General features: G+C 52.1%; 11 protein-coding genes. 7 read left to right on the forward strand and 4 right to left on the reverse strand.

Annotation, left to right across the window (positions count from 1 at the left end):
* Positions 1-14 precede the first annotated feature (14 nt).
* A complete protein-coding gene (locus QWY27_RS10030; RefSeq protein ID WP_290197268.1) occupies positions 15-1,244 on the reverse strand; it encodes a diaminopropionate ammonia-lyase in 1,230 nt (409 codons plus the stop codon).
* Positions 1,245-1,410: 166 nt separating this feature from the next.
* Here QWY27_RS10030 and argE point away from each other — a divergent pair, with 166 nt between their 5' ends.
* Complete coding sequence (argE, locus tag QWY27_RS10035) at positions 1,411-2,592, forward strand: acetylornithine deacetylase (protein ID WP_290197270.1); 1,182 nt, start codon at positions 1,411-1,413, stop codon at positions 2,590-2,592.
* Positions 2,593-2,658: 66 nt separating this feature from the next.
* Here argE and QWY27_RS10040 read toward each other — a convergent pair whose 3' ends face one another.
* Positions 2,659-4,095, reverse strand: coding sequence for an N-acyl-D-amino-acid deacylase family protein (locus tag QWY27_RS10040; protein WP_290197272.1), 1,437 nt, complete (start codon positions 4,093-4,095; stop codon positions 2,659-2,661).
* Between the two features lie 211 nt (positions 4,096-4,306).
* Between QWY27_RS10040 and QWY27_RS10045 the strand changes: the two genes are divergently transcribed.
* The 6 genes from QWY27_RS10045 to QWY27_RS10070 all read left to right on the forward strand — a co-directional run bounded on the left by QWY27_RS10045 (position 4,307) and on the right by QWY27_RS10070 (position 10,613).
* Positions 4,307-5,908, forward strand: a complete 1,602-nt coding sequence (locus QWY27_RS10045; RefSeq protein ID WP_290197273.1) for an ABC transporter substrate-binding protein — start codon at positions 4,307-4,309, stop codon at positions 5,906-5,908.
* Positions 5,909-6,029: 121 nt separating this feature from the next.
* Positions 6,030-6,971 (forward strand): ABC transporter permease, encoded by a 942-nt coding sequence (locus QWY27_RS10050; protein ID WP_290197275.1) that lies wholly within the window; start codon positions 6,030-6,032, stop codon positions 6,969-6,971.
* Positions 6,971-7,861: an ABC transporter permease gene (locus QWY27_RS10055; protein ID WP_290197277.1), complete on the forward strand. Its 891-nt coding sequence runs from the start codon at positions 6,971-6,973 to the stop codon at positions 7,859-7,861. Before QWY27_RS10050 ends, QWY27_RS10055 begins: the two co-directional genes overlap by 1 nt.
* A 13-nt stretch (positions 7,862-7,874) precedes the next feature.
* Positions 7,875-8,867, forward strand: coding sequence for an ABC transporter ATP-binding protein (locus QWY27_RS10060; protein WP_290197279.1), 993 nt, complete (start codon positions 7,875-7,877; stop codon positions 8,865-8,867).
* Positions 8,868-8,903: 36 nt separating this feature from the next.
* Positions 8,904-9,890, forward strand: coding sequence for an ABC transporter ATP-binding protein (locus QWY27_RS10065; RefSeq protein ID WP_290197281.1), 987 nt, complete (start codon positions 8,904-8,906; stop codon positions 9,888-9,890).
* Positions 9,891-10,613, forward strand: a complete 723-nt coding sequence (locus QWY27_RS10070; RefSeq protein ID WP_290197283.1) for an SDR family oxidoreductase — start codon at positions 9,891-9,893, stop codon at positions 10,611-10,613.
* A 4-nt stretch (positions 10,614-10,617) separates the two neighbouring features.
* Here the strand turns inward: QWY27_RS10070 and QWY27_RS10075 are convergent, their stop codons facing one another.
* Both QWY27_RS10075 and QWY27_RS10080 read right to left on the reverse strand, forming a co-directional pair.
* Positions 10,618-12,240: a GMC oxidoreductase gene (locus QWY27_RS10075; protein ID WP_290197285.1), complete on the reverse strand. Its 1,623-nt coding sequence runs from the start codon at positions 12,238-12,240 to the stop codon at positions 10,618-10,620.
* Positions 12,237-13,946, reverse strand: a complete 1,710-nt coding sequence (locus tag QWY27_RS10080) for a sugar porter family MFS transporter (protein WP_290197287.1) — start codon at positions 13,944-13,946, stop codon at positions 12,237-12,239. The genes QWY27_RS10075 and QWY27_RS10080 overlap by 4 nt, the downstream gene beginning before the upstream one ends.
* Between the last annotated feature and the right edge of the window lie 40 nt (positions 13,947-13,986).

The following is a 13,986-nucleotide window of genomic DNA, read 5'->3' on the forward strand; positions in this document are numbered from 1 at the left end:
AGGTCACCCACTGATTAGGCTAATACTTCTTGCGCAGTCTTGCCGACCACTTCTTTATAGATAACGGGATCCGTATCGCCTTCGCTACCAATAAGCAAGACACGCGAGTTGCCATCTAAGCCAAGCGCATGCCTGAGCGTTGGATTGTCCTGGGTTGCCATCAATAATCCCAAGCCTGTGCTTCCTGTCTCTCCAGAGACGATTTTCGGATCATTTCCAATTGGATTAGCGAACACACGCATGCCTTCAAGTGCGAACTTGTCTGCAATCGTGGCGTAGCAATTAATACCGTTTTTCAAAATATCCCAAGCGACGGGAGAGACCTCGCCACAGGCCAGTCCAGCCATGACGGTGTCGAGATCACCCGTGACGACAACCGGGTGACCGGCCTGACCACTTTGAAAGAAGCAGTCCGCGCGTTCAGGTTCAATGATGACAAACTGCGGGCGCTTGGCTCCCCATGCTTGCCAGAAAGTCGCACAGACAGAGGCGGCGAGCGCTCCGACACCTGCTTGCACTAAGACATGAGTCGGAGGATGATCGCGCAATGCGTTCACAATTTCCCGTGACATCACGCCATAGCCGTGCATGACGTCAATCGGAATATCGCGATAACCTTCGTACGTCGTATCCGAAACGACCGTCCATCCGTTTTCAGCGGCTTGTTGCGCAGCATGGTGAACCGAGTCATCGTAATTGCCTTTTACGCGAATGACTTCAGCGCCATAAAAAGCAATCGCTGCACGACGACCTTCGCTCACAGTTGCGTGGATGTAGATGACACAACGACAGCCAAACAGCTGAGCACCCCACGCGACTGAACGGCCATGATTGCCGTCAGTGGCGCAGGTCACGGTCATCTTTGAAATGATGTTTGCATATTTACCGGACAAGATTTCCTCTGGAGATGCCAGATGACCATCATGTTGGGCGGCAATGTTTTTTTGGATCAGGCGAAATACTGCGTAAGCACCACCAAGAGCTTTAAAGCTCTTTAAACCAAATCGTGTACTTTCGTCTTTGTAATAAAGCGCAGAAATGCCGAGCTTTTTGGCGAGCATTGGCAAAGCGTGCAGAGCAGTGCTTGCATAGCCTGGCCATCCGGAGATTTCTTTTTCGGCGGCATCAAAACCTAGTTTGTGAAGAATGGTCGCTCTGAATTGTCCGTAATCGTCATCGGCAGCGCTTGCAACGGGGTTTGTATAGAGCGCGACGCCATCGCCTTGCAAAATCTGGGCTTTCATTGTGAACCTGACTCAAAGTTATTAGTTAATCTTTTCTAGGATAGACGATCTAACCGCTTTTTTTGTTGAATTGTGCATAGCAGTATGATGAAGTTCACTCAGAGAGTGGTATAAAAAACCTTTGTTGGCAATTCATTCGCCCCATGGCATCGCAACCGAGCATACTATGACTTATTCACCTACCGTCCAGAAAACGATTAGCCTACTTGAAACACTCGTGGGTTTCGACACCACCAGTCGGGAATCCAACCTTGGTTTGATTGAGTACGTGCGCGATCATTTACAGTCCCTCGGACTGGCGGTTCGTCTGTCCTATGACGCGGATAAGCGTAAAGCAAACCTCTTTGCAACCTTGGGCGACCCTAAAGGAAGAGGGATTGTCCTCTGCGGCCACACCGATGTCGTCCCGGTTGACGGCCAAGCGTGGGATACGGATCCTTTTAAAGCGCATATCTCCGATGGCAAGATTTACGGCCGTGGTGCGGTGGATATGAAAGGCTACATCGCGGCATCACTGGCCATGTTGCCGGCTTTTATGAACAGCAATCTCAAGCAGCCTTTGAATATCGGCTTGACCTATGACGAAGAGGTTGGTTGTATCGGAGTCCAGACCCTTATCAAAGATCTCGCCCAAGCAGGCATCCATCCTGCAGGTTGTTTCGTGGGTGAGCCTACTCGCATGCAGGTGATGACGGGACACAAGGGTATGCGGGTCACGCGTTGTCGCGTGCGTGGTCTCGAGGCCCATTCTTCGATGGCTCCGGAGGCTGTCAGTGCGATTGAGTATGCAGCGCGACTGATCGAAAAAATACGCAACATGGCCTTACAAATTCAAAAGGACGGCCCGTTCGATCCCATGTTTAAAACGCCTCACAGCACGATGCAGACAGGCGTGATTCACGGCGGAACAGCTCCCAATATCGTTGCCAAGGATTGCGAGTTTATTTTTGATTGTCGCACTTTGCCTCAGGGTAATTCAGATGAGCTGATTCGTCAGGTCCAGGAGTATGCTGAGTCACTTAAAGCTGAGATGCGCAGGATCTCTGCTGAGGCGGATATTTCGTTTGAGACGATTTCCAACTCAGCACCGCTCGCCACTGAGGAAAATGCACCGATCACCTATCTGGGTACGAGTCTCGCGCGCAACAATATGCTGGGTCGCGTTTCATTCGCCACCGATGCGGGTTGGCTGAGTCGCGCAGGAGTGCCCTGCGTTGTCGTGGGGCCTGGCGATATTGCCGTCGCCCACAAGCCAAATGAATTCATTGAGATTAGTCAGCTTGAGGAATGTCTGGGTTTTATGGATCGTTTGCGCGAGCGCATGACACAAGAAGTTTTGCTGACCTAAGCCTTTAAAAACTTTCGGATTCACACATAAAGCCCGTGTTCAGTCAGGCTGAGCACGGGCTGTTTTTTAGGCTGCTGCCCTACGCAGAACCTGACCGGCGCGCGCGCCGGTTGATGCGCCATTTCTCCAGCTAGCAACGCCATTGACGTATACCCGTTGGATCCCTGCGGCAGGGCGCTTGGGGTCGGCAAAGGTCGCGCAGTCACGCACCTCTTGCGGATCGAACACGACTAGATCTGCTGCATAGCCTGGCGCGATCACGCCACGATCTTTGAGGCCGAATTTCGCGGCGGGCATTCCCGTCATTTTGTAGATCGCGGTTTCCAGAGAAAAAAGCTTGCGATCGCGAGTGTAGTGTCCCAGCACGCGCGGAAATGCTCCCCAGAGGCGTGGGTGCGGAAAGGTATCGTGAGGCAAACCGTCTGAACCGATCATGGTCTCAGGGTGAGCCATGATGCGCTCGACGTCATCCTCATCCATCGAGAAATAAATCGCGCCAGCAGGTTGTAGCGTGGCCAGAAACTCTGTCAGTCCCAGACTTTGTTCTTTCAACAATTCATCGACATAGCGACCAGCCGTTTCAGGCTTTGCTTTAGACCAAGCGATTAGTGTGCGCGCGGCTTGCTCGACTGCGTCCTGTCGCAAGACAGTCGACGAAGCGACGTAGGGATAACAATCCATGCAGACATCGCTGCGCGTCAGGGCCTCATCGATCAGGGCCAGCGTTTCAGTCGAGCGACCATGATTGGCACGTCCATTGACTTTATGATGCGAGATGACTTGACGCACGCCGAGTGCGTTGGCGATCGACATAGCTTCCGTCAAAGCCTCGAGCACCTGTTCAGCTTCGTTGCGAATATGCGAAGCAATGACAGCATTCGTTCCTCTCAAGGGCTCGCACACGGCTTGAATCTCGTCCGCCGTCGCTGCCTGTGCAGGCGCGTAATACAGACCAGTAGAGACGCCCACTGCACCGGCATCCAATGCTTCTTGGACAAGTTTTTGCATGTTTGCGATTTCTCCCTCGTTGGCAGGACGATTCAAATCCTGCATGGTGACCGCGCGCAGGGTGGTGTGGCCGGCAAGGGACGCAACGTTGATCGCGGAGGGTGTTTTCTCCAGCGCTTCGAAATACTCCTTGAAGGAGTCGTAGCGTTGAGCGGAGTCGTCAGCAACCAGATTTAACGGAGGCACCGCATTGGTGCGTCCAAGTGGCGCAAGACTGATGCCGCAATTGCCCGTGATCACGGTTGTCGCGCCTTGGCTGATCTTGGGTTGCATGGACGGGTCGGCCAGTACCAGCCGATCATCATGCGTGTGCACATCAATAAATCCCGGGGAGATGGTTAAACCATCCACATCGACCACTGTGTCCGCCTCGACTTGGAGGTTGGGACCCACCGCATTAATTCGACCGTTGCAAATCGACACGTCCGCCCGATATCGGGGATTACCCGTACCATCAATGATTATGCCGTTCTTGAGGAGGAGATCACATTTCATGAGGGATTACTTGAGTGTTGTTAGTTGCACCATTATGGTACAAGTTCATCAGTTATTCATTAAGTTCTTATTTGTTTCCTAGCGATATTTGTTTCCTAGCGAATATTTGTTTTTGTTGTTGTCTCAAAGTTTGGTCTAAAGCCAATTACTCAATGTGGCACGGTAATTGCTTTCAGAGTTGTTGCACGTTTCTAATTATCTGGAGTCTTTTATGAAACTAAATCGACGTGATGTACTGAAGGGCGCAGCTGGCTTGAGTTTGGCGGCTACTGGCATGGTTGGAGCACCCGCATTTTCTCAGTCCTCCTCGCGAGTGCTGAAATTCGTGCCGCAGTCCAATTTGGCAAACTTTGACCCAATTTGGGGCACACAGTACGTTGTGCGTAATGGCGCACAGTTGGTCTGGGACACGCTGTACGGCATGGATGATAAATTGGTGCCTCAGCGTCAGATGGTTGAGAGTGAAGAGGTCTCTAGCGATGGTCTGACCTGGACCTTCAAACTGCGTCCTGGCATGAAGTTCCACGACGGAGAGCCTGTTCGCGCAGTCGACGCAGTCGCCAGTATCAATCGCTGGTCGCAACGCGACCCGATGGGTTTGATGATTCGTGCCGTCCAGAAGGAATTGACTGTCGTCAATGATTCGACTTTCAAATGGGTCCTTGGCGCACCCTTTCCAAAGATGTTGCTCGCGTTAGGCAAAGTCGGTACGCCGATTTGTTTCATCATGCCGGAGCGTTTTGCCAAAACAGATCCTTTCAAACAGATTGATGATTACATCGGCTCCGGTCCAATGAAGTTTTCGCGCAAAGAGTTCAAGCCAGGCGCGTTGGCCGTGTTTGAACGATTCGATGGCTACAACTCACGCAAAGAGCCTTCCAACTGGATGGCTGGCGGCAAACAGATCAATTTTGACCGCATCGAATGGATCATCATGCCTGATCCCGCTACAGCTTCTGCAGCGTTGCAAAGCGGGGAAGTGGATTGGTGGGAAACACCTCTGCCAGATCTGGTGCCATTGCTTCGCCGCAATCGCAACATTTCTGTCGATATCGCCGATCCTCTGGGTAACGTTGGCTCGTTCCGTATGAACCACCTTCATGCACCCTTTAATAATCCTAAAGTGCGTAGCGCAGTCCAGATGGCGATTAGTCAAGAGGACTACATGCGCGCTGTGGTCGGATCGGACACCAAGCTCTGGAAAAAGTCTGCCAGCTTTTTTACTCCAGGTACAACCTTGTACACAGAGAATGGCGGTGAAGTGCTTAAGAATGGTCCCAACATGGAGCTTGCTAAAAAAATGTTGGCCGAATCTGGCTACAAAGGCGAGCCTGTCGTCTGTCTGGTTGCACAGGATCAGGCGATCACCAAAGCACAGGGTGAAATTACTGCTGACGTACTTAAGCGTTTGGGCATGAACGTTGACTTTGTGGCCACCGACTGGGGTACTGTGGGTCAGCGTCGTGCTTCCAAGAACGAGCCAGGCAAGGGTGGTTGGGGTATGTTCCATACGTGGCATGCTGGAGCGGACTGCGCGACGATCGCCGGTAACATTGGTGTGCGTGCTAACGGTGACAAAGCCTGGTTTGGGTGGCCAAGCGTGCCTCCCGTCGAGCAAGGGGTTGATGAATGGTTTGCCTCATCCAGCATCGAAGGTGAAAAGGCTGCCTTTGCCAAAATCAACAAGGCGGCTATGGATGGGGTTGTTTACATCCCCACAGGATTCTTCTACACCTATCAAGCTTGGCGCAAGAATGTCACCGGTATTGTTGGTGGCCCCTTGCCCTGGTTCAATGGCGTGAAGAAAACCTAACTCTGGTTTGAGTCGATCAGGTTACACAATCTGGTGCGCGCACTCCTTTGGTGCGCGCACCATTCTTACCTGATCAACTGTTGTATCGGATTCAACCTAGTAGCACGGAAACTCCATCACCATGTTTAGTTATATTGTTCGCAGGGTATTAGCGACCATACCGGTCATGCTAATCGTGGCCCTGTTTGTGTTTAGCCTGCTCTATATCGCCCCGGGCGATCCGGCTGTTGTCATTGCTGGCGATCAAGCCAGTCCCGCCGACGTCGAAAGAATCAGAGCCGGTTTGGGTTTGGACAGACCATTTCTTGTCCGCTTTTCCGAATGGTTCTTTAATTTGCTTCGAGGCGATCTTGGTGTCTCGATGTTCACGAATATTCCAGTCAGCGAGCTGATCGGTCAGCGTATCGAACCGACCTTGTCGCTGATGGTGCTGACGCTTATTTTGGCTGTTGGCATCGCTGTACCGATCGGTGTCTTGGCCGCCTGGAAAGCCGGCACTTGGATTGATCGCGCTGTGATGGCAATTTCTGTGGTCGGATTTTCCGTGCCCGTTTTTGTTGTCGGTTATCTCTTAAGCTTTTTCTTCTCTCTTGAACTCGACTGGTTTCCTGTGCAAGGTTACGTTTCCTACACCAAGGGGTTCGGTGTTTGGTTCGAGCATTTGATCTTGCCTGCGATTGCGTTGGGCTTTGTTTACATCGCGTTGATCGCGCGCATCACGCGCGCCACGATGCTTGAGGTGTTGTCCCAGGACTACATTCGCACAGCAAAAGCCAAGGGCATGAGTCAAACGGGTATTTTGTTTGTCCATGCGCTTAAAAACGCGGCCGTCCCTGTGGTCACAGTGATCGGTATTGGTGTTGCTTTGCTGATTGGTGGAGCTGTCGTGACGGAAAGTGTATTTGCGATTCCCGGTTTGGGACGTTTGACTATCGATGCGATTGTGCGCCGCGACTATCCGCTTATTCAGGGACTTGTCGTCGTGTTCAGCTTTGTCTACGTGTTGGTCAACCTCGCGGTCGATCTGATCTACACAATCGTTGATCCCAGGATTCGTTACTAATGACTCAATTTGCTGCTGCCCCCACATTACCGGATTTGCTGAAACCTCGTCGCCAACGCAAGGGCTTCTTTGGTTTCCTGCTGAATAATCCCACGATCGCCTTTGGCGCTGGTTTGTTGCTCGTGATGTTGTTTATCGCTGTGTTCGCACCTTGGCTCGGAACAGTTGATCCGACCGAGTTGGCACCGCGTAACCGCAACCTCGAGCCTTCCGCCAAACACTGGTTCGGTACCGATGCCTTCGGTCGAGATATTTATTCGCGCGTGATGTATGGCGCTCGAGTATCGCTCACGATCGGTTTTGCTGTGGCCTTTCTGGCTTCGGCTATCGGACTGTTGATTGGTTTGATTTCAGGTACTTTCCGTCGCGCCGATGCCATCATCATGCGCGTGATGGATGGTCTGATGTCTATTCCCCCAATCCTGTTGGCGATTGCTTTGATGGCATTGACGCGTGCAAGCGTTGAAAACGTGGTGATTGCGATTACGATCGCAGAGATTCCACGCGTTTCTCGTCTGGTGCGAGGCGTTGTGTTGTCGCTCAGAGAGCAAGCGTATGTCGATGCCGCGATTTCTTGCGGTTGTCGCATGCCGATGCTGATCTGGCGTCATATTCTGCCCAATACACTGGCGCCTTTGACTGTACAGGCAACATACATCTGCGCATCGGCGATGATCACTGAGTCGATCCTGTCGTTTATCGGTGCGGGCGTTCCCCCGATCATTCCTTCGTGGGGCAACATTATGGCTGACGGTCGTACGCTCTTCCAGATCTTGCCTTACATCATCTTTTTCCCAGCGGTTTTCTTGTCGCTCACCGTGCTGGCTGTCAACCTGATGGGTGACGGTTTCCGTGACGTGCTGGATCCTCGCAAGTCGAAAACAAGCTGATTGGAGATATCTCTTGGCCTTATTAGAAGTTGAAAACCTTCAGACGCACTTTCGTACACCAGACGGTATCAACCGCGCTGTAGATGGCGTGAGCTTTGTAGTAAACGAAGGCGAGACACTCGCGATCGTTGGCGAGTCAGGTTGCGGCAAGTCCGTGACAGCGATGTCCATTTTGCGTTTGATTCCCGAGCCCCCCGGAAAAATTGCCGGCTCCATTAAATTTTTGGGTAAAGATTTGCTCAAAATGTCAGACAAAGAAATGCGCGCCATTCGCGGCGATGCGATTTCAATGATCTTTCAGGAGCCGATGACCAGCCTTAACCCGGTACTGAAAATCAAGCGTCAGTTATGCGAGACGCTGCGTTTGCATCAAAAAATCAGTGATGAGCAAGCGGGTGCGCGCGCTTTGGAGCTGATGAATCTGGTGGGTATCGCCGAACCTGAGCGTCGTCTCAATGAATACCCGCATCAATTGTCGGGTGGTATGCGGCAGCGTGTGATGATTGCGATGGCGCTTGCCTGTAATCCGAAGCTCTTGATCGCAGACGAACCGACGACCGCGCTGGACGTCACGATTCAGGCCCAGATTCTGGACCTGATGGCGGACCTTAAAAACAAGATTGGTGCTGCGATTGTATTGATCACACACGATCTCGGTGTTGTGGCTGAAGTCGCCGAACGCGTGATGGTGATGTATGCCGGACGCAAGGTCGAGGAAGCCCCCGTTAAGGAACTGTTTGCCAATCCTTTGCATCCCTATACTCAGGGCTTGCTTGGTGCGGTACCCAAGCTTGGCGCCTCAATCGAGGGTCACTCGACTCGATTGAAAGAGATTCCAGGCCTTGTTCCGAGTTTGAAAAACAAGATTCAAGGCTGCGTCTTCGCATCACGCTGCCCTTTGGCAAAAGGTCCTTGTCATGACATCGCGCCCGCCATGCAAATTAGAGAAGGTGGTCACCAAGTGGCCTGCCATTTTGCCGGCGAAGTGGCTTTTGCCAATGACTAACTTTTGCTCATGACTTTCTCGAATCAGGTTAACCGAATGTCTACGTCCAATACTGTGCCTCTACTCGAAGTCCGTCAGATACAGAAGTTCTTTCCGATTAAAACCGGTTTGTTCAGTAAGGTCACGGGTCACGTTCACGCTGTTGATGGCGTGTCATTTTCCATTGAGAAGGGTGAGACACTCGCCTTGGTGGGTGAGTCCGGTTGTGGAAAATCCACGGTCGGACGTTCAATCCTTCGCTTGTTCGATCTGACCTCAGGTGAGGTGATCCTCGACGGGACTCGGATCGATAATTTGTCCGCCAGTGCGTTGCGACCATTGCGCAAACGTATCCAGGTTATTTTCCAGGATCCGTTTTCTAGCTTGAATCCACGCATGCGCGTACACGACATCATCGCCGAACCAATCCGTAACTTCGGCTTGGAAAGCGACGAAGCCAAAATCAAAGAACGCGTGGTGTATTTGCTGGACAAGGTGCGCTTGCCCAAGGATGCCGGCGAGCGTTGGCCGCACGAGTTTTCAGGTGGTCAGCGCCAGCGTATCTGTATCGCGCGTGCTCTGGCTGCCGAGCCTGAGTTGATCATTTGCGACGAGGCTGTCTCGGCGCTTGATGTGTCGGTGAAAGCTCAGATTGTGAACCTGCTTCAGGATTTGCAAAAAGAACTCGGTTTGGCTTTGCTGTTTATCAGCCATGACTTGGCGATCGTTGAGCACATGACGCATCGCGTAGCCGTGATGTATCTCGGACGCATCGTCGAACTTGCTGATCGTACAGAGTTGTTTTCTGACCCAAAGCATCCCTACACGAAGGCGTTGCTCTCAGCGGTCCCTGTGCCCGATCCTGAAAAAAAGACCACTCGCATTGTGCTCCAAGGCGATGTCCCAAGTCCTGTCAAGCGACCCACTGGCTGCCACTTTCATACGCGCTGCCCAGAGGCGATGGACATCTGCAAGTCTAAAGAGCCCAAGCAAACCATCCTGCCCTCCGGACGCATGGTGGCTTGCCACTTGCTGGAGATTTAAATGACCCAGCCTCTGGCCATTGTTTTTGGCGGTTCACGTGGAATTGGTGCGGCGTGTGTAGAAGCGCTAGCGCGAGATGGCTTTCGTGTTGCCTTTACCTACGTGACCAAGCCAGATGAGGCGCGATCGCTAGAAAAACCCGGGCAGATTAAAGCCTATGCTGCGGATGTGCGAGATCCCGCTGCCGTCAAAAAAGTGTTTGAGAATGCCGCCCAAGACTTTGGTACGCGACCCCAGGTCGTCGTAGCCAACGCTGGTATCAACAAACCCTATTCGCCAATCGGACAATTTAGTCATGAGAACTTTCGAGAGTTGATGGATGTCAACGTATTTGGTGCGTTTAACGTGCTGACTGAGTCGGCTCGCGAAGTGCTCGACGGCGGTACGATTATCGGAATCACGACTTCCATGGTACGCAATGCTGTACCCGGCGGTGGGGCTTATACAGCGACCAAAGCTGCGGTTGAGGGACTGTTGCGTTCAATGGCCAAGGAGTTGGCAATCAGAGGTGTGAGAGTCAATGCCGTGGCACCTGGTGCGGTGGACACTGATCTTTTTCATTCAGGCAAAACTGATGAGGCCAAACAGCGCGCGGCGGCTGCAAGTCCGTTTAATCGGATTGGTCTGCCGCACGAGGTGGGTGATGTTGTGGCCTATCTAGCGTCTAGTCGGGCCTCGTGGATCCATGGACAGATTATTCAGCCAAATGGCGGATTAATTTAATCCATTAGCTAGAGCCCCCAGCAAGCCTTTCCCCTAATCTATGTGCAAGCGCCATGATTGTGAGTGTCAGATGTTTGTCAGGTAGGGTAGGGATCACTCCGCCATCGCATATATATAGATTGTCATAGCCAAAAACCTTCAGGTTTTCATCGACTACGCCACTTTCGGGCTTGTCTGACAAAGCTGTCGTGCCTGCGTAATGAATGCCTGTGCCGTTGTTATCGCGACTTGTGTAAACAAGCGTGCTTGAGGCTCGGCGCAGCACACGTCGCCCCCAGTCCATCATGGCATCCATTTGCATGCGTGCGCGATCGGGGATGGTGAAATCGATCGCGACCTGACGCACACCATAGCGATCAAAGGTATCGGCGGGTCGTACACGATTCGCGGCGATACGTTCACCCGCACAAAACAAGCCTAGTGTCACATAACTATGAAATAACTTCCGCGCAAGATACTCTTTCAATTTGGCGGGTAGTTTGGGCATTTGATCGAGGTAGTGAGGGTAGTCCGGGATGCCATGGATGGCGTGACCGATAAAGGGAAATGATTGACCATCGGACGTCATGCCGCGCGACATTAAGATGAGCAAGTCACCGTAGCCAATGTCTGGTTCGGGGCCATTCCCCCAGAGTTTCCTGAGCGAGGTAGAAAGAACAACCTTAGGATTGTCTTGCAAGCCTTGTCCAAGCTGACCGAAAATATTACCCATGCCCGTGGGGGCCAAGGTATCCGCCGAATTAAACAGAATACGTGGCGTCTCAACTGCTCCGGTAGCCAAGACAAATTTTTTTGCTCTGATTTGGTGGTGTTGACCAGTACGCGTGTCCAAGTACTGGACTGCATAGATGCTATTCGAGTCTGCATAACGCAAGAGTTTGACAACCTTTGCACTCGAGATGAGCTGATAGTTTGGCAAATCCTTGAGCTCAGGCAGCAAACGCGATGAAAATTTATATACAGAACCGACTGGGCAACCCGAGGTGCAGACACCAGTGGATTCACAGGCTCCCGGCGTGCCTGCGCGGGTATTAATCGCTTTTCGATTGGGTATTGCGTGAGAATGAGGATCGCCCAGTGATTGCACTGCTTCGACGACTAAATGATCCGCTCGCCTCAAGGGCTTAGGCTCGATAAACTCCCCATCGGGTAGCGCATCGATACCTTCTCTGGTGCCACAAACAGTAATCAGTTTTTCAACTGCGCTGTAATGATGAGATAAATCACGAGTATGTAGTGGCCAGCTTGAAAGATCCTCTGAGGAAAAGCGCACACTCACGCCATTCCACAAGTTTTGTAAACCATTGACGGCGAGTATTTGAAAATGCCTGAATCCGTCCTGTGGCAAGTCTGTCGACCCTTCGTCCTTTCGAGCGAAAAGAGGATGGATAAACAGACTGTCATGCGGGTCACTCGGCCAGACAGTCGTGGGAGAAATCCCAAAAGTCGTGCCTAGACCGGGAGGCATGACCGTTTTAAATTGATCGCTTGGTAGCAAAGGGCCTTGCTCCAAAGAGACGACCTTTAGGCCGGCTTTTGCGAGTTGATGAGCGAGGATGCCTCCACCCGCACCGGTTCCAACCACACAGACATCAAAATTAGCCTCGTGGTTTAGTACGTCACTCATGATTTTTTCCAGTTAATTTCTCTATCGATACGTCGTGCCACATGATCCGCCGGTGCTTCTTTTACGGTCGATAAAAAATCTGTCGAAGCAAATCGAATATGCTCCAAAAATGTGAATAGCACAGGACCTTGGGGCCCAAGCGTACGCTTGCTGAGTGGATGAGTATCCCAGGCACCATACTGAGTCACTAGCCTCGCGTGCAGATCTCTGAGTGCGGTGTTGATTTGATGATTTTGATGCGCAACGAGTCCAATATGCGCATAGATGGGCATCAGTGCGCGCTCGTAGGGCGATAGTTGAATCACAGCTGTGATCAAATCCGTGCAGACTTGTTGGGAGATTTGTGGGGAATCAGTCTGTGTAATGATGACTGGTGCAGGTCTAAGCGTATGTAGAGGCTTTCCTGACAATAAATATTGCTCAATTGCTTCGAGCGTCACACCATTGGTTTCAGGCACATAACGCCACGTAAACAACAAACCGGCAGCACAGACCAGTGCATACAGCCCGAACACCGCACCTAGTCCAAAGGTTGACACCAACAGCGGAAATGAAAACACGACGATGAAGTTAAACAGCCAATTGCTGAGCGATGTCACGCTCATGGCTAAACCCCGGACGCGTGAGGGAAAGATCTCCGACATCATGACCCATGGCAAGGGCCCGATACTGGCCGCAAAAGAAGCGATATAGCCGATCAGTCCTATGACGGCCAATATATCGAGCGACTTGGAGCCTGTGGCCGCACCAACCGCGATTAAACCCAAACTCAAGGTCGTCCCGATAAATCCAAGGTACAAGAGCTTGCGGCGACCAATGCGATCGATCAAAGCCATCCCGACGATAGTCATCAACACATTGACAATGCCTACCCCGATGGTTGCCATCAGGGGTGAGGCACTCGAGTCGAAACCAGCCTCTTGAAACACAGTTGGTGCGTAGTAAATCACTGCGTTGATGCCGCTGAGCTGCTGCAAGAAAAACAAGCCGATCCCGACGATAAAAGCAGGTCTCACAACAGGCGATAGCAGCTCGGACCAGGCGGGCGAGGTTGTTTGCTCGGCGAGCGAGTCACGTATCGTCGAGAGCTCGGCGTCACTGCCATGACGCAGACGACGCAAGGCATGCGCAGCTTTGTCCTCGCGTCCTTTCATCAAGTACCAGCGCGGTGTATCGGTTAGTAGCAACATGCCGATGAATAGTGCCACGCCAGGTACGGCACCCAGCATAAACATCGTGCGCCAACGTTCATCAAAAGCGTAATTCACAAGATAGGCTGACAAAATCCCAATCGTGATCGCAAGTTGATACACCGAGACCAGCATGCCGCGGCGATGAGCAGGCGCAATTTCGGAGATGTAAAGCGGTGCAACGATTGCCGCGACACCAACGGCCAGCCCGAGGCCCAAACGACTTAACGTCAGCATCCAGACCGCTGTTGCCATCCCCGCGAGGAGGGCACCGATCGTGAATAAGGTTGCGGCACACAGTAAGGCCCCGCGTCGACCAATGTGTCCCGAGAGCGGACCCCCGATCAGAGCGCCAAATAACGCGCCGAATGGCACTGCCGCAGTCATCAGGCCCTCGTCAAAAGCTGAGAGATCAAACTGCACACGTAAAGCCTGTAGTGCTCCGGCGATAACGCCTTCATCAAAGCCAAACAACAAGCCTGCTAAACCTACGATCAAGGCAACAAAATAAATCACGAGACATCCCCTACAAGTGATGATCGATTGAGCAATCTAT

It is taken from the genome of Zwartia vadi, assembly GCF_030410375.1.
Lineage (GTDB): Bacteria > Pseudomonadota > Gammaproteobacteria > Burkholderiales > Burkholderiaceae_B > Zwartia > Zwartia vadi.

Excerpts from the sequence above, each read along its gene's own strand:
- QWY27_RS10045 (WP_290197273.1), top strand. The coding sequence starts at position 4,307 with ATGAAACTAAATCGACGTGATGTACTGAAGGGCGCAGCTGGCTTGAGT.
- QWY27_RS10070 (WP_290197283.1), top strand. The coding sequence starts at position 9,891 with ATGACCCAGCCTCTGGCCATTGTTTTTGGCGGTTCACGTGGAATTGGT.
- argE (WP_290197270.1), top strand. The coding sequence starts at position 1,411 with ATGACTTATTCACCTACCGTCCAGAAAACGATTAGCCTACTTGAAACA.
- QWY27_RS10055 (WP_290197277.1), top strand. The coding sequence starts at position 6,971 with ATGACTCAATTTGCTGCTGCCCCCACATTACCGGATTTGCTGAAACCT.
- QWY27_RS10040 (WP_290197272.1), bottom strand. The coding sequence starts at position 4,095 with ATGAAATGTGATCTCCTCCTCAAGAACGGCATAATCATTGATGGTACG.
- QWY27_RS10065 (WP_290197281.1), top strand. The coding sequence starts at position 8,904 with ATGTCTACGTCCAATACTGTGCCTCTACTCGAAGTCCGTCAGATACAG.
- QWY27_RS10050 (WP_290197275.1), top strand. The coding sequence starts at position 6,030 with ATGTTTAGTTATATTGTTCGCAGGGTATTAGCGACCATACCGGTCATG.
- QWY27_RS10030 (WP_290197268.1), bottom strand. The coding sequence starts at position 1,244 with ATGAAAGCCCAGATTTTGCAAGGCGATGGCGTCGCGCTCTATACAAAC.
- QWY27_RS10075 (WP_290197285.1), bottom strand. The coding sequence starts at position 12,240 with ATGAGTGACGTACTAAACCACGAGGCTAATTTTGATGTCTGTGTGGTT.